Source organism: Paractinoplanes tereljensis, assembly GCF_016862435.1.
In the GTDB taxonomy this organism is placed as follows: Bacteria; Actinomycetota; Actinomycetes; order Mycobacteriales; family Micromonosporaceae; genus Actinoplanes; species Actinoplanes tereljensis.
Genome location: NZ_BOMY01000041.1, coordinates 396,677 through 418,403 on the forward strand (window position 1 = coordinate 396,677; position 21,727 = coordinate 418,403).

Below are 21,727 nucleotides of genomic sequence, written 5' to 3' on the forward strand. Positions count from 1 at the left end.
TCTCTCAGAGTTCTCCCAGAAGCTCTGCGAAAGCGGACAGCTCGCTCCGCGAGCATCGGCGGCATGGCAACGATGGAGATTCGCCGTGACGTGTTACCGAGGCGGAGGATCATGAACGCGCCGGACGAGGCGGAACGGCTGCTGGTGGTGGACGACGAGGCCACCGTCCGGGAACTGCTCGCCGCGACACTGCGGTTCGCCGGTTTCCGGGTGAGCTCGGCGGCCACCGCCGGCGAGGCGATCGCGTCGGCCACCGAGGACCCGCCCGACCTGGTGCTGCTGGACGTGATGCTGCCCGATATGGACGGCTTCGAGGTGGTCCGGCAACTGCGCGAGCACCGTACGCCGGTGCTGTTCCTCACCGCCCGCGACCGGCAGGCCGACAAGATCACCGGGTTGTCCCTGGGTGCCGACGACTATGTGACCAAGCCGTTCGACCTGGAGGAGCTGATCGCCCGGATCCGGGCGATCCTGCGCCGCACCTCCGGGCACCACGCCGGGGTGCTGACCGTCGGTGCGCTCGCGCTCGATGTGGACGGGCACCAGGTGACCCGGCACGGCCGGCCGGTGCGCGTCTCGGCCACCGAGTTCCGGCTGCTGCGCCACCTGATGGAGAACGCCGGGCGGGTGGTGACCAAGGCGCAGATCCTCGACCGGGTGTGGAACTACGACTTCGGCGGGGACGCCAGCATCGTCGACACCTACATCTCGTACCTGCGCCGCAAGGTCGACGTCGAGGAGCCGAAGCTGATCCACACCGTGCACGGCGTGGGCTACGTGATGCGGGAGCCGAGGACATGAGTCTGCGCGTGCGACTGCTGCTGATCACCGCGGCGCTGTTGCTGACCGGACTCGGGCTGGTCGGCGCGGTCGTCTCCGATCGCCTGGAGCACTACCAGCTCGACCGGGTGGACAGCGAGCTGAACTCCGCCATCGACGTGCTCACCCAGGATCGGGTCCCCAGGGCGACCCGTCTCGGCCCGACGGTCGTCAACGGCGTCCCGTTCCTGATGGCCATGACCGCCGACGGCGCCTCGTCCAGGAACACTCTCGAACCCGGCCTGGACCCGGCGAGCGTGCCATCGTTCGCCGAGTTGCGGACCGTCCCGACCGACGGCACCCCGGTCTTCCTGCGGGCCGGCGACGGCTCGGGACGCTGGCGGGTCGCCGGACGGCTGCGGACGAACGAGTTCGTGGTGGTGATCGCGGCGGCACCGATGACGACGGCCGACGCCACCGTCACCCAGCTGCGCGTCACCAGCCTGGTCAGCGGGCTCGCGCTGCTCGTCGTGCTGAGCGCGGTGGGCTGGTTCGCGCTCGGCCGGGGCCTGCGCCCGCTGCGCCGGATCGAACACACCGCGGCGGCGATCGCGGCCGGCGACCTGACCAGCCGGGTGCCCGGCCTGGCCGCGCCGCGCACCGAGATCGGTCACCTCGCCACCTCCCTCAACACCATGCTCGGCCAGCTCGAGCGGGCCTTCACCGACCGGGCCGCCTCCGAGGCCCGGATGCGCACGTTCGTATCGGACGTCAGCCACGAGTTGCGGACGCCGCTGTTCGTCATCAAAGGCTCGACCGACCTGCACCGGATGGGTGCGCTGGCCGGGTCGGCCGACCTCGACGAGGCGATGCGCCGGATCGACCGGGAGGCGACCCGGCTCACCTCGCTCACCGAGGACCTGCTGCTGCTCGCCGAGCTGGACGACGCACCCGAGAGCCAGCTCGACCGGGCCCCGATGGACCTGCGCACCCTGGCCACCGATGCCCGGCAGGACCTGCACGCCCTCGACCCGGACCGGCCGGTCGAGCTGACCGGGCCCGGTGGGACCGGCGCGCCCGGCCCGGCCCCGGTCGACGCCGACGAGGCCCGGTTGCGGCAGGTCGTCACGAACCTGGTCGGCAACGCGGTGGCGCACACCCCGCCGGGCACCGCCGTACGCATCGGCGTCGGCACGGCCGACGGCCGGGCCGTGCTGGAGATCGCCGACCGGGGGCCGGGGATGACGGCCGAGCAGGCCGGCCGGGTCTTCGACCGGTTCTACCGGGCCGACCGCGCACGCACCCGCTCGGGCGGCGCCAACGCCGGGCTGGGGCTGGCCATCGCGCGCTCGCTGGCCCGGGCCCACGGCGGCGACGTCGAACTGGAGACGTCGCCCGGCGCGGGCGCCTGCTTCCGGCTGGCGCTGCCGGTCAACGCATGGCGACCGGCCGGCGAGTAGGGCGGCGGCTGCCGGCCACCAGGACGAAGCCCACGGCCAGGAGCACGGACGCCAGGGCGGCCAGGCCGGTGACCTGGCTGCCGGTCATGGCCAGGTTGCCGCCGGTGGTGCCGGCCAGCCGGAGGGTGATCTCGACGGTGTTGTCGGTGGCGTTGCCGTCGTCGCTGCTGGTGGTGATGGTTACCCGCATCAGGTGGGTGCCGGAGCGGGCCCGGCCGGTCGTGGCCAGCGTCAGCCACAGCTCGTGGCCCTTGAGGGCGGGTGCGTCGGGGGCCGCGCAGAGCACCGCCGCACCGGCGGTCGTGCAGGACGCCGCGACCGTGCGCACCGCCGTCGCCGCGATCGCGGCGGCCGGGTTGAACAGGATCGCCGCCGAGCGCACGGTGACGCCGATCGGCGGGACCACGGTGAAGCGGACGTTCTCGGCGGTCCGGATGCCCTCGTTGCGGTAGGGGACGCGGACCTGCACCGGCTTCGTGCCGCTCAGCACCGATGCCGCGCCGGCCTGGTCGAAGGTCAGGTTGATCGCGTACCGGCCGACCACGAGCGGCGGGAGAGGCACGTCGGCGTCGTCGTCGCAGTCGCCGTCGGGAGTTTCGCCGGCCAGCGCCGCGTCGACGCAGCCGCCGACGATCTGCACGCCGTGGCCGGTGCCCTCCGGGACCAGCAACGGCAGGTCGAGCCGGGCCGGGAGCTGGACGGCGCAGATCACGATGCTGGTCGTGGGGCCGGCCCGGCAGCCGGCCGGCAGTTGGCCGGCCCTGGTGTTCGCCGGCAGCACGATGCTGGCCTGGTAACTACCCCGGCCGGCGATGCTGATCGGCAGCACGGTGGTCTGGCCGGCCGTGGGGGTCACGAGCGACGGGGTGCCGACGGTGACGCTGCGGGTGACCGCACCGGCCGATGTGGACACCGGCACACCGGCCGTGACCAGTTTGTCGTCGCCGTTGGCCAGGGTGATGCCGGTGGCCGGCCAGGTCGTTCCGGCCGACACGCCGGTGCCGACCGCGACCGTCAGGCGCAGTTCGCGCGGGGTGTCGGCGGCCAGCGCGAGATCGGTGCAGGTGACCGCGGTGCCGACCGCGCAGGCGGTGTCGCCGAGGTCGGCGGCGGTGACGGTGACCCCGGCGGGAAGCGCGTCCAGCGGCACGGTGAGTGCCAATGGGGAGTGCGCGACGGTCGCCGACATCCGGATCACCGTGGTGCCGGTGGTGCCGGCCGGGATGACCGCGCCGGCCACGGTGAGCGTGCCGGTCCGGGCGATCGACGGGGTGACGCCGAGGTCGGTGCCGCAGGTGGTGGTGCCGGCCGCGAGGACACAGGCGGCGGCGAGCCGCCCGGTCGCGTCGGCGGCCACGGTCAGCGGCACGGTCCAGCTCAGGTCGGCGTCCCGGGCGAGGTCGTACGTGCAGGTCAGGGTCGCCGGTCCGGCCACCGTGCAGTCCTGGGCGGCGCGACCGGAGAGGTCGCCGAACCGGGTCCCGGCCGGTGCGGTGAGCCGGGCGATGTTGCGGACGGCATCGGACGGCCCGTCGTTGGTGGCGGTGACGGTCAGCTCGGTGACGTCGCCGGCGGTGACCGTGCCGCCGAGGCCGGAGAATCGGTAGCGGACGGCGGCGACCCGGTCGGTGGTGGCGATCAGGTCGGCGACCGCGATGGCGGTCTCGGTCCCGGCGGTGACGGTGACTCCGGCCGACCAGGTCCGGCCGGGGAGGGCGCCGGACGCGGTCCGGGCGGTGATCGCGACGGTGGCCGGCAGGTCCAGGCCCGTGCACCGAATCTCGGCGGCGGTAGCGGCACAGCCGGTGGCGGAGGCGGAGGCGGTGAAGCCGGCCGGCAGGTCGGCCAGCGGGACGACCAGGGTGGCGGCGCGGGCGGATCCGGTGATCCGCACCGAAGCGGTGGCGGTGCCGCCGGGCGGGGTGCTGCCGGGGGTGACCGCGATCGCGATCGGGGTCGCCAGCGCGATGTCCGGGATGGCGGTGCAGTTGCCGGCGACCAGCACGCAGCCGCCGGTGAGCGGGGTGGCCGGGTCGGCGGCCGGCGAGACGGTGAAGGCCGGCGCGATCCGGACCCGGTCGCCGGCGGCGATGTCGGTCACGCAGTCGAGGCGGGTGCCGCCGCCTTGCGGGGTGCAGGAGGCGACCGGCCCGAACGTCAGGCCGAGCGGGGCGACGACCGTGTACGCCCAGGCCGCCGCCCGGGACGGCCCGGCGTTGGCGACGGTGACCGTGATGGTGCCGGTGCCGCCCGGCCGGATCGTGCCCGCCGCCGGCCCCGCGACACCGACGGTGGTAGCAATCCGGGCGGCGCCGACCCTGGCCACGGTCACGCCGGCGGACGACGACCGCCCGGCGTCGGCGACCGTCACGACCGGCGTCCAGGTTGCGAGCGCCGCGTCGGCCGCCACCGCCACGTCGAGGGCGACCGTGGTGCCGACGCAGGTGATCAGGGCATTAGCGGTCGTGCAGGAGCTGGGCGGGGTGACCGTCATGCCGGCCGGCAACGCATTGGTCGGGATGGTCACGGTCGGCGCGGCCGCGGTCGTGTCGACGGTCAGGGTGACCGTGCCGGTCTCGCCGGGCGTGATGGTGGCGGTGTTGGCGGTGATCCCCCGCAGCAATGCCGGAGTGACGTGGAGGTCGGGCAGGGCCGCGTCGCACACCGCGTCGGCACCGAGGTCGAGGCAGCCGCCGGTGAGGGTGCTCCCGGCGGCGGCACCGTCCGGCACCCGTACCGGAATGGTCAGGGTGAGCGGCGCCCCGCCGGCCGGCAGGTCGAGAGTGCAGTCGAACTGCGCGCCGCCCACCGGGAGGCAGTGCGGGTCGGCGGGGCCGAAGGTCGCGCCGGCCGGGGCGGTCAGCCGCACCGCGACCGCGGTCGCGTCCGAGATGCCGGCGTTGTGCAGGCTCGCGGTCAGGGTCGCGGTGCCGCCGGGTGCGACGGTGCCGGCCGGCGTGGGCAGGTTCCAGCGCACATCGGTCCGGGCGGCGAGGGTGCGGGCGAGCGTCGCGGTCACTCCGGTGGTGTCGCCGTCCGGGTCGGTCACCGTCACGGTGGGCGCCCAGCTGACGGCGGCGGCCATCGCGGCACCGGCCCGCAACCGCAGGGTGATCAGGTGACTGGCGCCGGCCGGGGCGTCGACGCCGGTGCAGACGATCGGGCCGGTCAGGTCGCAGGTGGACCCGGCCGGGCCGGCCGCGCCGACGACCTGGAACCCGGCCGGCAGGGCGGCGACCGGGATGGCGGCGGTCAGGCCGGTCAGCGGACGGTCGGCGGTCATCGTCAGGTACGCCGTGGCCGCGTCCCCGGGTACCAGGTCGGCCGGATCCAGGGTCAGCGTCGCCCGCTGCGCGAGCGAGGTGGCGAGGGTGAACGCGATCGTGCCGGCGCACGAGCCGGTGGCTCCCGGATCGACGCAGCCACCGGACATCCGCGCTCCCGGGGTCGCGGTCGCGCCGACGGTCAGCCGGACGGTGAACGACACGCTGCCGCCGGCCGGGATGTCCGCGGCGCAGGTGACCCGGACGGCCGAGTCGCGGGGGCAGGGCGTGCCGGTGATCGCGGTGCCGGCCGGCGCGGTGATCTCCACCGGGACGCCGCGGGACAGCGAGATGCCGGTGTTGCGCACGGTGACCCGCACGTCGGCGGCCGTGCCGGGCCGCACGGTGTCGTCGGCCGGTGGGTCCACGTCGACGGCGAGGACGGCGTCCGGGGCGCCGACCGTGGCGAGCTGCCGGGTCAGTCGCACGCTGTCGCCGAGCCGGTCGAGGGTGATCGCCGGGGTCCAGGTGTCGCCCTCGGTGGCGTCGGGCGCAGCGGCCAGCGTCACCGTGAGGGTGCCGGCCACGAAGGGGCAGGAGGCGGTGCACGGCGTGCCGCCGAGGTCGGCCGCCGACACGGTCAGCCCGGCCGGCAGGCCGGTGGTGTCCAGCGTGACGGTGGTCCGGTCGCGGGGGCCGGTGGCGTGCAGGGTCAGCGTGGCGGTGCCGGTCCCGCCGGGCGTGACGGTCACGTCCTGCACGCTCGCCACCGTGATCGCGGCGGCCAGCGCGGCACCGAGCACGAAGTCGGCGATCGGGGTCTCGCAGGCGGCGTCGCCGTCGAGGTCGAAGCAGCCGCCGGTGATCGTCGCGGAGGCGGGCGCGACCGGGACGACCACCGGAAGTGTCCAGGTGGCGACCGGGCCGGTGGTGCCGACGCCGGCGGCGCAGTCCAGGGTGGTGGCCGAGGTGCGGTCGCAGTCGGCGTCGGTGCCGGCGTCGAGGGTGCCGAAGGTGGTGCCGGTGGGCGCCCGCACGGTGACCGGCACGTCGAGGCCGGGAACCGCACCGCCGGTGTTGGCGACGATCGCGATCAGGTCGACGGTGTCGCCGCGCAGGGCGTCACCGGCGGCGGGCACCGGCACGGTCACCCCGAGGGCGTACAGCGGCGGGCCGACCTGGGCCAGGATGCCGCTGACCGCGATGCTCCCGCCGCCCGGCCCGGTCACCGTGATCAGGGGTGCCCAGATGCCGCCGGCCGGTGCGTTCAGCGCCATCGTGACCGGCACCGTGAGCACCGCGCCGCCGTCCAGGTCGTCGCAGGTGATCTCGGTGGCGTCGGCGGTGCAGCCGGGCCCGGGGCCAGCCGTGACCCCGGCCGGCAGGCCGGCCAGCGGCACCACCATCCGCATGTCGTTCACCGGCGGTACCGAGGTCAGCACGATGGTGGCGTCGCCGGTGGCGAACACCGGCGCGGTCTGGACCGCGGCCCGGCGGTCGAACGGCATTTCCATCGGTACGGCGAGCGGAACGTCGGTGGCCGTGCAGGTGCCGTCGTCGTCGAGGTCGACGCAGCCGCCGGTGAGCGGGGCGGTCGGGTCGGCGGTGGCGGAGACCAGGATCGGCAGGATCGGACCGGCGACCCCGGTCGCGCCGTCGGGCACGGTGACCGGGCAGGTGGTGCGGCCGGCGACGCCGGTGGAGCAGCCGGCCGGCCGGGTGCCGAAGGTGACGCCGGCCGGCAGGATCACCCCCACCGGGGCGCCGGTGGCGTCCGACGGCCCGGTGTTGGCCAGCGTGAACGTCACCGTCCCGGTGCCACCGGGCAGGATCGGCGTGATCGGGGCGACGACCGCGCCGAGGGCGATCCGGGCCGGGTCGACGGTGGCGAGCGCCCGGTTGACGGTCAGGTCGCCGGTGCTGTCGGCGGCCCGGATACCGGTCGCGGTCCAGGTGGTTCCGGGCACGGCGCCGGCCGGTACGGAGATCGGCAGGGTGATCCGGCCGAGGGAGGTGGCCGCCCAGGTGCAGTCCACCGTGGTGGCGGTGGTGGTGCAGGTGCCGGCGCCGGAGGCGGTCACCGCGCCGAGGGTGAACCCGGCCGGCGGCAGCGGGACCGCGAGCGTCACCCCGGTGAGGTTGGTCCCGGCCACGGTGACCTCGACGTTCTCGGTGGTGCCGGGGGTGATCGCGGCCGGGACGGCGGCGATCGTGGCGCGCCGGTCGAGCGGCACCTCGAGGACGATGTCGCGGATCGGCGTGCAGCCGGGCGTGCCGGCCGCGGCGACGCAGCCGCCGACCAGGGTGACCAGCGGGTCGGCGCTCGCCGGGACCAGCACCGGCAGGCTGAGGGTGGTGCTGGCCCCGAAGGCGAGGGTGACCGGGCAGCTGACGACCACGCTCGGCACCGCGGCGCAGGGGTTGGCGGCGAAGGTGGTCCCGGCCGGGGCGGTCGCGGTCACCGGGCGGCCGGTCGCGTCGGACGGCCCGTCGTTGCGGACGACCACGTCGACGGTGGCGAGGCCGCCGGCCTTGGCGACGCCGTCGGCCGGGCCGTCCGCGGAGACCACGGTGAGCGCGCTCTGCGGTGCGTCCACGGTGGCCAGGTGGCCGAGCGCGGTGGCCGGGTCGGTGCCGTCGGCCACGTCGACGGTGACCGTCCAGGTGGCCGGCGGCGCGGACGGGAGCGCCGCCAGGCCGATGGTGATGCCGGCCGTGGGCAAGTCGACGTGCGAGCAGACGATCGGGACGGTGGTGGTGCAGGTGCCGCCGGCGACGGTCACGCCGGTCACCGCCAGGCCGGCCGGGAGCGCGGTCGGGACGGTGACGGTCAGGTCGTGCTCGGCGGTGGTCGAGGTGAGGTCGATCCTGGCCGTGCCGGTCGTGCCGGGAACGACGGTGTCCGGGTGGGTGGTGACGGTGAGGCGCTGCTGCAGCGGGATCCCGACGTGGATCGCCGGGATGCTTGTGGCACAGACCCCGGCAAGCTGGACGCAGCCGCCGGTCAGCGTGGCGGCCGGGGTGGCGGCCGGGTCTACGATCACCGGGATCGTGTAGGTCACCGGGGCGGCCGCGACGGTCAGACTGAGCGTGCAGGTGACGTGGGTGGGGTCGGTGCGAGTGCAGCCGGCGGGAGCCGTACCGAAGGAGACGTCGGCCGGGGCAACCACGGTGACCACCGCGGCGACCGCATCGGACGGCCCGGTGTTGTCGACCGTGACCTCCACCTGATCCGTCCCGCCGGGCAGGATCTCGCCGGAGGGCGCCACGACCGCGGCGGTCAGCGCGGACCGGGCCGCGTCCAGCCGGGCCAGATCCCGGTCGACGGCGACCGACTCGCCGCCGGAGGTGGCCCGGATCCCGGTCACCGCCCAGGTCACCGTGCCGGTGGCGCCGGGCGGGGCGGCCACGGTCAGGGTGAGGTCGGTGGTAGCGCCGCCACTCAGCGTGAAGCCGGAGCAGGCGGCCTCGCCGGCGGCCACGGCACAGGTGGCGCCGGCCGGTCCGGAGACGCCGGTGACCGTCAGCGCACCGGGCAGCGCGGCGAGCGGGACGGCGATCCGCAGGTTGACCAGGTTGTCACGCAGGGCGGCGACGTGGACCGTGGCCGTGGCGCTGTCGCCCGGGGTGACGTCGGCGGCCGTGACGGAAATGGCGGCCCGGGCGGCGAACGGCACCTTCAGGTTGACCGCCGGGATCGACACGTCGCCGGCGCCGCAGCCGGGCGTGCCGTTCAGGTCGACGCAGGTGGCCGGGATCGGGGTGTCCGGGTCGGCGTTGGCGGCGACGTTCAGCGGCACGGTGAAACGGCCGGTCGAGGCGCCGGCCAGCAGCGATGTCGTGCAGGTAAGGAGAGACGCAGCGGCCGTGCAGGGCGCCGCGACGGTGCCGAAGCTGGTTCCGGCCGGCGCGACCACGGTGAAGACCGCGGCGGGCGCGTCGGACGGCCCGGTGTTGCGCAGGTCGAGTCCGAGGTCGAGGACGCCGCCGGGTTCGATCGTACGGTCGGCCGGCTGGTCCACCGTGGCGCCGAGCCCGGTCGACACCGGGCCGGCCGAGGCCAGGATCCCGGCCGCGCCCGCAGTCTCGCCGCTGCTCGTGACGGTCATGTCCGGGACGGTCCAGACCAGCGGCGGGGTGACGGCCGGCGCGACGGCAATCGTGAGCGAGACGTCCTTCGGGTTGTTGGCGGCCAGCGCGAAGCCGGAGCAGCTCACCGTGGCCGGGCCGACCGAGCAGGTGCCACCGGGCACCGAGGCACCGGTGACGGTGAAGCCGGTCGGCAGGGCGGACTTCGGGATGTCCACCTGCACGCCGGTGCGGGCCGCCAGCGACGTCAGGGTCACCGTCGCCGTCCCGGACTGGCCGGGGGTGATCGTCGCCGGGCCGGTGACCGTGGTGAGCAGCAAGGCCAGCGGGGTGCCGACGTGGATACCCGGGATGGTGGTGGCACAGACCCCGGCGAGTTGGACGCAACCGCCGGTCAAGGTGGACGCGGGGGTCGCGGCCGGGTCGACGACGAACGGGATCGTGTAGGTGACCGGGGCCGCCGCGACGGTCAGATCGAACGTGCAGGTGACGTGGGTGAGGTCGGGGCGGGTGCAGCCGGCGGGGGCCGTACCGAAGGAGGCGCCGAGCGGGGCGACGGCGGTGACCACCGCGGCGACCGCGTCGGACGGTCCGGTGTTGTCGACGGTGACCACCACGTCGTCGGTCCCGCCGGGCAGGATCTCGCCGGTGGGCGCGACCACCATGGCCGTCAGAGCGGCCTGCGGTGCGGCCAGCCGGGCCAGGTCCCGGTCGACGGCCACCGACTCGCCGCCGGAAGTCGCCCGGATGCCGGTCACCGCCCAGGTCACCGTGCCGGTGGCGGCAGGCGGGGCGGCCAGGGTCAGGGCGAGGTCGGCGGTGCCGCCGCCGGCGAGGGTGAAACCGGAGCAGACCGCCTCACCGGCGACCACCCCGCAGGTGGCACCGGCCGGCCCGGTGACGCCGGTGACCGTCAGCGCGCCGGGCAGCGCGGCGAGCGGGACGGCGATCCGCAGCCCCGTGAGGCTGTCCCGCGGCGCGGTGACCCGGACGGTGGCCACGGCGCTGTCACCGGGGGTGACGTCGGCGACCGTGACGGAAAGAACGGCCCGGGCGGCGAACGGCACCTTGAGAGTGACCGCCGGGACCGCCACGTCGCCGGCGCCGCAGCCGGGCGTGCCGTTCAGGTCGACGCAGGTGGCCGGGATCGGGGTGTCCGGATCGGCGTTCGCGGCAACGTTCAACGGCACCGTGAAACGGCCGGTCGAGGCGCCCGCGACCAGGGACTTCGTGCAGGTGAGCAGGGCGGCGGTGGCGGTGCACGGCGCGGGGGCGGCACCGAAGCTGGTGCCGGTCGGCGCGACCACCGTGAAGACCGCCGCCGGGGCGTCGGACGGCCCGGTGTTGCGCAGGTCGAGCCCGAGGTCAAGGACGCCGCCGGGTTCGATCGTGCCGTCCGCCGGCAGGTCCACGGTGGCGCCGAGTCCGGTCGAGACCGGGCCGGCGACCGCGAGCGTGCCGGCGGCGCCCGCGGTCTCGCCACTGCTCGTGACGGTCATGTCCGGGACGGTCCAGACCAGCGGCGGGGTGACGCTCGAGGCCACGGCGACGGTCAGCGAGACATCCTTCGGCGTGTTCGCGGCCAGCGCGAAACCGGAGCAGGTCACCGTGGTCGGGCCTACCGAGCAGGTGCCACCGGGCACCGAGGCCCCGGTGACGGTGAAGCCGGCCGGCAGGGCGCTCTTGGGAATCTCCACCTGCACCCCGGTGCGGGCCACCAGCGACGTCAGGGTGACCGTCGCAGTGCCGGAATGACCAGGGGTGATCGTGGCCGGGCCGGTAACCGTGGTGAGCAGCAGGGACAGCGGGGTCCCGACGTGGATCCCCGGAATCGTGGTGGCGCAGACCCCGGCGAGTTGGACGCAGCCGCCGGTCAGGGTGGACGCGGGCGTCGCGGCCGGGTCGACGATCACCGGGATCGAGTAGGTCACCGGGGCCGCCGCGACGGTCAGATCGAGGGTGCAGGTGAGGTGGGTGGCGTTGGGGCGGGTGCAGCCGGCCGGAGCCGTACCGAAAGAGGCGCTGCCCGGGGCAACCACGGTAAACACCGCGGCGACCGCGTCCGACGGGCCGGTGTTGTCGACCGTGACGTCCACCTGGTCCGTCCCGCCGGGGAGGATATCGCCGCTGGGCGCGACCACCGCCGCGGTGAGTACCGACCGAGCCGCGGCCAGGCGGGCCAGATCCCGGTCGACGGCCACCGACTCGCCGCCGGAGGTGGCCAGGATCCCGGTCACCGCCCAGGTCACCGTGCCGGTGGCACCGGGCGGGGCGGCCACGGTCAGGACCATGTCGGCGGTGCCGCCGCCAGCCAGCGTGAAACCGGAACAGACCGCCTCCCCCGCGACCACCCCGCAGGTGGCTCCGGCCGGCCCGGTCACGCCGGTGACCGTCAGCGCACCGGGCAGCGCGGCAAGCGGAACGGCGATGCGCAGCCCGGGGAGGCTGTCCCGCAGCGCGGTGACCCGGACCGTAGCCGCGGCGCTGTCACCGGGCGTGACGTCGGCGGTCGTGACCGAGAGGACGGCCCGGGCGGTGAACGGCACCTTCAGGTTGACCGCCGGAACCGACACGTCGCCGCCGGTGCAGCCCGGCGTGCCGTCCAGGTCGACGCACGTGGCCGGGATCGGGATGTCCGGGTCGGCGTTCGCGGCGACGTTCAGCGGCACGGCGAAACGGCCGGTCGAGGCGCCGGTCACCAGCGACGTCGTGCATGTGAGCAGCGACGCGGTGGCCGTGCAGGGCGCCGCGACCGCACCGAAGCTGGTACCGGCCGGCGCGGCCACCATGAAAACCGCGCCCGGGGCATCGGACGGGCCGGTGTTACGCAGGTCGAGGCCCAGGACGAGGACACCGCCCGGCTCGATCATGCGGTCCGCCGACTGATCCACGGTGGCGCCGAGTCCGATCGATACCGGGCCGGCCGAGGCCAGAGTCCCGGCCGCGCCGGCGGTCTCGCCACCGGCCGTGACGGTCATGTCCGGGACGGTCCAGACCAGCGGCGGGGTGACGCTCGAAGCCACGGCGACGGTCAGCGAGACGCTCTTCGGGGTGTTGGCGGCCAGCGCGAAACCGGAACAGGTCACCGTTGTCGGACCGACCGAGCAGGTGCCGCCGGGTACCGAGGCACCGGTGACGGTGAAGCCGGTCGGCAGAGCACTCTTCGGGATGTCCACCTGCACCCCGGTCCGGGCCGCCAGCGACGTCAATGCGACCGTCGCCGTACCCGACTGACCGGGAGTGATCGTGGCCGGGCCGGCAACCGTGGTGAGCAGCAAGGCCAACGGAGTACCGACGTGGATCCCCGGAATCGTGGTGGCACAGACCCCGGCGAACTGGACGCAGCCACCGGTCAGCGTGGCCGCCGGGGTGGCGGCGGCGTCGACGATCACCGGGATCGAGTAGGTCACCGGGGCCGCCGCGACGGTCAGGTTCAGCGTGCAGGTGATGTGCGTGGCATCGGGGCGCGTGCAACCGGCCGGGGCCGTACCGAAGGTGGCGCTGCCCGGGGCAACCACGGTGAACACCGAGGCGACCGCGTCGGACGGCCCGGTGTTGTCGATCGTGACCGCCACCTGGTCCGTGCCGCCGGGCAGGATATCGCCGGTGGGCGCCACCACCGCGGCGGTCAGCGTGGACTGCGGTGCGGCCAGCCGGGCCAGGTCCCGGTCGATGGCCACCGACTCGCCGCCGGAGGTGGCCAGGATCCCGGTCACCGCCCAGGTCACCGTGCCGGTGGCGCCGGCCGGCGCCGCGACGGTCAGGACCATGTCGGCGTGAGCGCCGCCGGTCAGCGTGAAACCGGAGCAAACGGCCTCACCGGCGACCACCCCGCAGGTGGCGCCGGCCGGCCCGGTGACGCCGGTGACGCTGAGCGCGCCGGGCAGCGCGGCCAGCGGGACGGCGATCCGCAGGTTGACCAGGTTGTCCCGGGGCGCGGTGACCCGGACCGTGGCCGCCGCGCTGTCGCCCGGGGTGACGTCGGCGGCCGTGACCGCGATGGTGGCCCGGGCGGTGAAGGGCACCTTCAGGTTGGCCGCCGGAACCGACACGTCGCCGCCGGTGCAGCCCGGCGTGCCGTCCAGGTCGACACAGGTGGCCGGGATCGGGGTGTCCGGGTCGGCGTTCGCCGCGACGTTCAACGGCACCGTGAAACGGCCCGTCGAGGCGCCGGCCAGCAGCGCCGTCGTGCAGGTGAGCAGGGACGCGGTAGCCGTGCAGGGCGCCGCGACCGCACCGAAGGTGGTTCCGGTCGGCGCGGCCACCTTGAAGACCGCCGCCGGGGCGTCAGACGGGCCGGTGTTGCGCAGGTCGAGGCCCAGGACGAGGACACCGGCCGGTTCGATCGTGCGGTCCGCCGACTGATCCACGGTGGCGCCCAGCACGATCGACACCGGCCCGGCCGAGGCCAACGTTCCGGCCGCACCCACCGTCTCGCCACTGGCTGTCACGGTCAGGTCCGGGACGGTCCAGACCAGCGGCGGGGTGACGCTCGACGCGACGGCCACGGTCAGCGAGACGCTCTTCGCCGTGTTCGCGACCAGCGCGAAACCGGAACAGGTCACCGTCGTCGGGCCGACCGAGCAGGTCCCACCCGGCACCGAGGCACCGGTCACGGTGAAGCCGGTCGGCAGGGCACTCTTCGGGATGTCCACCTGCACCCCGGTGCGGGCCGCCAGCGACGTCAACGAGACCGTCGCCGTCCCGGACTGACCGGGAGTGATCGTCGCCGGGCCGGTGGTCGTGGTGAGCAGGGACGCCAGCGGGGTGCGCAGCGTGATGGACGGCAGCGTCGCGTCGCACGTGGTGTTGAGGTCGAGATCGGCGCAGCCGCCGGTGATCGCGACGGCCGGATTGGCCAGGGCCGAGATCACCAGCGGGAACGACAACGCCACGGCCGGTCCGCCGGCGGTCAGATCCACGGTGCAGCGGGCGGTGGTCGCCGACTGGGCCACGCACGGGTTGCCGGTGAGCGATCCCCAGGTCGAGTTGGCCGGCGCGAAGACGTCGAACGCCGTCTGCACGGCGTTCGACGGTCCCAGGTTGTCGACGCTGAGCGCCATGGTCGTGGTCTGGCCGGGCAGCACCGTGCCGGCCGACGGGCCGGTCGCGGTCAGATGCAGGGTGGACTGCGGCGCGGCGGTGACCAGGGTCCCGGTCGCCGTGCCGGTCGAGCCGCCCGCGGTCGCGCTGACCTGGCCGGTCCAGTTCGCGGTGACCGCGGCGGACAGGGTGACCGGCACCGACACCGTCACCGACCCGTTCGCCGGCACGGTCACCCCGGTGCAGCCGGTCGCCGTACACGTGCCGCCGCCGGAGGTGGTCACCGTGCCGACGGTGTAGCCGGCCGGCGCGGCCGGGATCGTGATGGTGGTGGGGTTGGCGGCGATGACACCGAAGTTGGCGACCTGGAACGTCGGCGTCACCTGCGCGCCGCCCGGCGTCGCGGTGGCCGGGGTGAGGGTGACGGTCTTCAGGTAGACGTCCGGGTCGCCGATGGTGAGCAGCCGGCCGCTGCCGGACACGACGGTGCCGTTGAGGCTGGCGGTGACCCCGGTCAGGTCCCAGGTGGTGCCGACGGTCGCGCTGACCGGGGCGGTGGCCTGCACGTCCACCGTCGCCGAGCCGGCGGCCGCGACGGTCACGCCGGTGCAGACGATGTCGGTGGCGCCGACCGTGCACGGCGTGCCGCCGGCCGAGGCCGTGACGGTGATGCCGGCCGGTTTGGCGCCGAGCGGGATGGTGACCGTGGCGGCCGCGTCGGACGGCCCGACGTTGGTGACGGTCACGTTCGTGGTGGCAGTTTTCCCGGCGTACAGCATGGTGGGGGTGATCGTGACCGAACCGCCCGTGCTGGACCGAGGCTGGCCGTTGACCAGCGTGCCGGAGCCGGTGATGGTGATGGTCGGGGCGGTGCCGGTGATCGGCGTGCTTGTGACGTTGATGTCGGCGGCCGTGGCGACCCAGTTCGGCGGGGTGCCGGGCAGGCTGGCCGCCACCTTCACCGGCAGCGAGACCTGCACACTTCCGCCGCCCGGCACGGTCACGTCGGAACAGATGACATAGACCGGGTCCGTCGTGCTGCAGGTGCCGCCGCCGGTCACGGTCGGCGCCGGATCCAGGGTGTACGCCGAGGGCGGCTTCGGGACCTTGATGACGGTGCCGGGCGTCGCGATGTCGCCGGTGTTCGTCACGGTGACCACAGGGGTGCCGGATTGGCCGGGCGCGACCGAGACCGGCGTGGTGGTCGCGGTGCCCAGCTTGGCGATCCCGGAACAGGTGGCCTCGCCCGCCACCACGGAGCCGCTGGCCACCACCGCCAGCCCGCTGAGCAGGTCGATGTCGAGGGCCCGCACGGTGTAGTCGAGGCGCCCGGTGGCCGGGTCCCAGGTGGCGGCGCGTTTGTTGACGGTCGCGGTGAGCACGCCCGGGACGCCGACCGCGAGGCTGATGGCGGGGTTGACGATGCTCTGCCCGCCGATCTTGAGGTTGGCCACGGTGACGCTGGTGCTGATCCCGGCCGACGTCATCTGGCAGGACGCGGACAGCGCGTCGACGGCCACCGCGTTGTTGATCAGCTTGAGGCCGGCGACCTGGGAGTCGGCGCTGCCGCCGCCGGTCGCCGGGGCGGCGGTGGCGGTGATCGCCCCGACGTAGACCAGGTTCGGGAGCAGCGGGGGCAGCAGGTCGACGACGGCGGTGGAGGCGGTGCTCGCGCTGCCGCCGGTGGTCCAGGTCCGCCGCAGCGGGAGGGTGAGGTCGATCGGGATGGCGTTGTTGAGCAGGCCGATGTACACCCGCGCGCCGAGCGCGGACGTCGAGATGGTGCCCACGGCCGCGGGGGCCGCCACCGGGAACAGGGCCAGCGACACGGCCACGACGACTGCGACCGCAAAGGTCACGAATCGGGTGGGCACGGCACTCACGTGACGATTCTTCGCTTTTGCGTCCCCCGGGTCAGACGTTTCGCGAAATCAACCGGGTCTGCTAGCTTGACTTTCAACCGATTAGTTGAAAAGAGGATGGCGATGCCGGCCGACACGCTGTCGAAGGTGTTCGCGGCGCTCGCCGACCCGACCCGCCGCGACATGGTGGCCCGGCTGTCGGTCGCCGACGCCACGGTCAACCAGCTGGCTGAGCCGTACGGAATGAGCCTGCAAGCGGTCTACAAGCACCTGCGAGTCCTGGAGGAGGCGGGCGTGGTGAGCCGAGCGACCGGGCCGCAGCCTCGGCCGGTGCACTTCGAGGCCGGCTCACTGGACCGCATGGACGAGTGGATCGAGCGTTACCGCCGCCAGGCCGACGAGCGCTACCAGCGCCTCGACCGGGTCCTGGCCGACATGGACGAGGAGCAGACATGACGACAGTGCAAGCCGACCCGGACGTTCCGATCATCCGCATCAAGCGCGACTTCCAGGCCTCCCCGGCACAGCTCCTGCGGGCGCACACCGACCCCGAGCTGTTCCGCCGGTGGGTCGGCCCCGACGCCCTGCAGACCCGCATCGACGAGTGGGACGCCCGCTCCGGCGGCAGTTACCGGTACGTCTCGATCAGCGGCGGCACCGAACACGCGTTCCGCGGCTGCTTCCACGAGATCCGGCCGGACCGCATCGTGCAGACCTTCAGTTACGAGGGCAGCCCCGACGATGTGTTCCTGGAGACACTCTGGTTCTCCGACCTCGACGACGGCCGCACCCGGCTGCTCACCCAGTCGCTGATCGAGAGCTTCCAGGCTCGCGACCAGTGGCTCAAGAGCGGCATGGAGGTCGGCGTCAACGAGGGCTACGCCAAGCTGGACGGGATGTTGACCGATGGCACTCTCTGACCTCTCCCCCGCCGAACGCCACCGCGTGATCGGCGGCACGTTCGCCGACCGGGTGGCCGGCGCCAAGAACTGGGCCGCCCCGGCGCCGGTCGCCGGCTGGACCGCCCGCGACGTCGTCCGGCATCTGGTCGAATGGTTTCCGGGTTTCCTGGCCGGCGGCACCGGCATCAAGCTGCCCGGCGGCCCGGCCGTCGACGACGACCCGGCCGGCGCCTGGCAGTCCCAGTACACCGCGGTGCAGGCCCTGCTCGACGACCCGGCGACCACGCAGCTGGTGCTGACCAACCCGCACCTGGGCGAGGTCCCGTTGGACCGGGCGATCGACCAGTTCTACACGTCCGACGTCTTCATGCACACCTGGGACCTGGCCCGCGCCACCGGCCAGGACGACCGCCTCGACGAGGCCTTCAGCGCCATCCTGGTCGGCGGCATGGAGCCGATGGAGGAGGTAATTCGCTCCTCCGGCCAGTACGGCCCGCGGGTGCCCGTCCCGGCCGGCGCCGACGCGCAGACCCGCCTGCTCGGTTTTATCGGCCGCGATCCCTTCTGGACGACGCCTTAGGCACCGGGCCGTCCCGTGTGAGATGTTCGTACGCACGGACAATCGAGGACGGTCATGGCCCGGATCTACGTCTCCTCCACGTTCAGCGACCTGAAGGAGTACCGAGCCCAGGTCAGCCTGGCGCTGCGCCGCCTGGGACACGACGACGTCGCGATGGAGTACTACGTCGCGGAAGACATCCGGCCGCTCGACCGCTGCCTCGCCGACGTCGACTCGTGCGACGTCTACGTGGGCATCTTCGCCTGGCGCTACGGCTTCGTCCCGGCCGGCCAGGAACTCTCCATCACCGAACTGGAGTATCAGCAGGCCCGGGACGGCGGCAAGACCTGCCTGGTCTTCATCCTGTCGGACGACGCGCCGTGGCCCCGCAAGCACATCGACCGCGAGCCGGACCGGATCGAACGGTTCCGGGAGGAGCTGGCCGGCGAACATCGCCTGGTAAACACGTTCGAGAACGCCGACGACCTGGCCCGCAAGGTCAACGAAGCGGTGATCGGCTGGGAGAGACGGTCCGGCCTGGTCGGTGCGAGAGACACCGACTGGTACGCCTACCGGCAGGCCGTACTCTCCCGCCACCGCTGGGTACGCCTGCAGGTCATCGCGGGCGCGAGCAAGGAACGCGACCCACTGCGCATCCCGCTGACCGAGGTCTTCGAGCCGCAGCTGGTGGCCCCCGGGGTCTCCGGCACCGAGGTCCCCGACGAGGTACGCCAGTACCAGCAGGAGATCTACGGCAGCCGAGCTACGTCATCGGAGGACAGCGACGAGGAACTCCTGCTGACCGGTAACCCGGAGCAGGTTCTCGACGTGATCGGGAGGGAACGCGCCCAGGTCGTGCTGGGCGGGCCGGGTTCCGGCAAGAGCACCCTTCTCCAGTACGCCATGCTCCGCGTCTGCGAGCCCGGCGACCACGACGCAACCGCGCCCCAGCACCTGCGTGGTGCTCCGATCCCGTTCCTGGTCGAATTGCGCAGCTACGTGCTGCAGAAGGATCCCGACTTCCTGAGCCACATCGTCCGACGCGCCGAGCAGTACTACGCGACGGTGCTGGACGCCCGCGCCCTGGCCGAGCTGCTGGCCGAGGACCAGGGGGCGGTCATCTTCTTCGATGGTCTCGACGAGGTATTCGACCCCGACGAGCGTCGCCGGGTGGTGGATCAATTCCAGACCTTCATCGACCGCTACCAGGGCGCGCGCATCGTCGTCACGTCCCGCATCGCGGGCTATGACCGAACGGGTCTCGGGCTGGCCGGATTCGACCAATACACGCTGATGCCGCTAACCCTCGGCCACGTCCGCACCTTCGCAGAGCGCTGGTACCGGCACTACACCCTCGAGGGCACCGAACGTACCGCCCAGGGACTGGTCCAGCGGATCGTGGAGAGCCCGCGACTACTCGACCTGGCCGGTAACCCGCTGCTGCTCACCATGATGGCGGTGATCTACAAGAACCGCGATCTGCCGAACGAGCGCTGGCGACTCTACGAACGCTGCGGCGAAACCCTGCTCGAGGACTGGGAGCTGAGCAAGGGAATCGAGGACGAAGACTTCAAGCTCAAGGTACCCATCCGCACTGCCCAGAAGTCCGAGATCCTCCAGCAGGTAGCCATGTACATGCTGGAACACAACCAGTCCGGCACCGAACTGAACGCCATCGCGTACGCCCCCTTGCGCGACATCGTGTCCCAATACCTGAAGGAGAAGTACCAGCTCTCCCCCGGCGAGTCCGAGGCGATCGCGGTCGACATCCTCCGTCACCTGATGGAACGCACCTACGTACTGGCCGGCATCGGTGAGCGAGTGTTCGGCTTCGTCCACCGAACCTTCATGGAGTACTTCGCGGCCTGCCGCCGCCTGGCCCAGTTCAACGCCCGCAAGGCGGACTTCGGCTGGCTGACCCGGGAGGTCTTCGGCGCCCGCTGGAACACCCCCGAATGGGAGGAGGTTCTCCTGCTCCTGATCGCCATGCTGCACGACCAGGGCACCCCGATCCACGAGGTGGTGGATTACCTCCGCACCGAGTGCCCGACCTCTCCCCCGTTCAACCTGGCCTTCGCCGCGCGCTGCCTGGGCGACGCCGGCGACGTCAAGGACCCCGCCTACGGCCAGACCGTTCTGGCCGAACTGGCCCGGGCCATCGTCGAGCAGTCGGCCCTCACCCGCCGGACCGGTGCCCAGGAGTTCATGCAGGCCGCGCTGGGGGCTTTCGCGTCCCTGGCCCCGCTGGTGACGATTCCGGCGGCCGTCCAGGAGGCGATCGCCGAGCTGGACGCGGCCAAGACCGTGGCCGCGCGGACCGCGGCCTGGCAGATGGGTTTCGCCATGCGCTCCCGCAAGGAGCGCCTGGCCTATGCCTTGACGGCATTACAAGACCCCCAAGAGGCCGTACGTCGTGGCGCGATCGCCGCCCTCGAACGAGAATGGCCGGGCCGCCCCGACATCGGTGCCGCCCTGGCCGATGTGGTGAAGAACGACCGGCAGGCACGGGTACGGACGACCGCCCTGTCCACGATGCAACGCTCCTGGCGCACCGAACCGGCAATTCTGGACGCCATCGCCAGCCGAGCCGACCAGGAAACCGCCTACACCTACGTGGTGCGCCTGATCGAATACCTGGCCGCGAACTGGCACGGCAACCCCACCGCCTTCGACCTGGTCGTCCGCCTGAGCCGGCGGCCACAGCGGACAATTCCCTACGAATACGACCACCACAGCGTCATCAAGGCGGCCGTCAGTGCCGTCACCCGGGCCTGGCGCACCGACCCCCGAGCATTCACCAGCATTCGCGACATTGTCGAGAACGATCCCGATTACCGGTGCCGCGAGGCAGCGATCAATGCCATCGCGGGCGGGTGGGCCGAGAATGATCAAGCCTGGGCACTCCTTCGGGGCCACGCGATCGGAGCGGCATCGCCGAGCGATCGCCGGGCCGCCATGCGTGCGATCGTCCGGAGCCGGCCCGCGGACGACGAGGGTCTGGCCTTCGTCCGGGACACGGCTCTGCATGGCGCACCACCCGCACGGGTGGCCGCCGTCGGAGTTCTGGCGGAGCTCCGCGCGAGCGATCCGGAGATGCGGGCACTAATTCAGGATCTCGCTGCGGCAGACGCCGAGCCGCTGGTTCGCAATGCCGCCATCGATGCACTCGCGTCGGTCTGGTACCAAGATCCAGCTACCGTTGACTTTCTCTGCGGCCGGGCGGTCGATGACCACGAGCCGTCGGTGCGCGAGACCGCGCTGGAGGCCATCGGATGGTCGGCGAGGGGCGTCTCGCAGGCGTTGGCATTTCTCCGGAGTCGCCTCGACAAGGACCGGGTGTCCCGAACTCGGGTGACCGCGTTCAAGGTGATCGCCCAACTCGCCCAGGGCCGGTATGGCAGTCATCCCTCGACCGACCTGACGCGAGCAGCTCTCGGCGACGGATTCCGCCACCGCGACGTGGCCGTCCGGCGGGCGGCTATCGGCGCGGCGTTCGATATTCTTGGCTACCGATATGCGGATCTGGGCGAGCGCGTCCGGGAATTCGGTATTGCCGAGTTCCTCCTGGACCGGGCACGCCACGATGACGTCGCGCTGGTCCGGGATGAGGCGACTTCAGCTGTTTTCGGCGCCGCCAGCATGTTCGGCACAGCGCTCATCGACTGGCGCGCCAACCCCGAGGACATGAAGTTTCTGCGGCACCAGGCCGAGACCGCGCCTGATCCTGACGTCCGCGACAGCATCCTCCGCTTGATCGACTAGATCGGCTCGGGGTGCAACGAAACCGGGT

7 protein-coding genes are annotated in these 21,727 nt (G+C 73.2%); 6 read left to right on the top strand and 1 reads right to left on the bottom strand.

Translation table 11 applies throughout. The annotated features are described in order from the left end of the window. Positions 1-111: 111 nt before the first annotated feature. Together Ate02nite_RS32260 and Ate02nite_RS32265 are read left to right on the top strand one after the other, a co-directional pair. A complete protein-coding gene (locus tag Ate02nite_RS32260; protein ID WP_203811622.1) occupies positions 112-801 on the top strand; it encodes a response regulator transcription factor in 690 nt (229 codons plus the stop codon). Further along, the gene (locus Ate02nite_RS32265) at positions 798-2,219 is read left to right on the top strand and encodes a sensor histidine kinase (RefSeq protein ID WP_203811623.1); all 1,422 of its coding nucleotides are present in this window, start codon (positions 798-800) and stop codon (positions 2,217-2,219) included. The genes Ate02nite_RS32260 and Ate02nite_RS32265 overlap by 4 nt, the downstream gene beginning before the upstream one ends. On the opposite strand, the gene Ate02nite_RS32270 is transcribed toward Ate02nite_RS32265, so the two are convergent. Then, the gene (locus Ate02nite_RS32270; RefSeq protein WP_203811624.1) at positions 2,191-16,497 is read right to left on the bottom strand and encodes a hypothetical protein; all 14,307 of its coding nucleotides are present in this window, start codon (positions 16,495-16,497) and stop codon (positions 2,191-2,193) included. The genes Ate02nite_RS32265 and Ate02nite_RS32270 overlap by 29 nt on opposite strands. A 102-nt stretch (positions 16,498-16,599) precedes the next feature. Between Ate02nite_RS32270 and Ate02nite_RS32280 the strand changes: the two genes are divergently transcribed. From Ate02nite_RS32280 to Ate02nite_RS32295, 4 genes are read left to right on the top strand one after another with little or no spacing between them, the layout of a single operon-like run. Continuing rightward, entirely contained in the window at positions 16,600-16,932 is a 333-nt protein-coding gene (locus tag Ate02nite_RS32280; RefSeq protein WP_203811672.1) for an ArsR/SmtB family transcription factor, read from the top strand. After that, on the top strand, positions 16,929-17,396 hold the full coding sequence (locus tag Ate02nite_RS32285) for an SRPBCC family protein (RefSeq protein WP_203811626.1): 468 nt from the start codon (positions 16,929-16,931) through the stop codon (positions 17,394-17,396). Before Ate02nite_RS32280 ends, Ate02nite_RS32285 begins: the two co-directional genes overlap by 4 nt. Then, positions 17,383-17,958, top strand: a complete 576-nt coding sequence (locus tag Ate02nite_RS32290; protein WP_203811627.1) for a TIGR03086 family metal-binding protein — start codon at positions 17,383-17,385, stop codon at positions 17,956-17,958. Before Ate02nite_RS32285 ends, Ate02nite_RS32290 begins: the two co-directional genes overlap by 14 nt. A 54-nt stretch (positions 17,959-18,012) precedes the next feature. Continuing rightward, complete coding sequence (locus Ate02nite_RS32295; protein WP_203811628.1) at positions 18,013-21,699, top strand: DUF4062 domain-containing protein; 3,687 nt, start codon at positions 18,013-18,015, stop codon at positions 21,697-21,699. Positions 21,700-21,727: the final 28 nt, after the last annotated feature.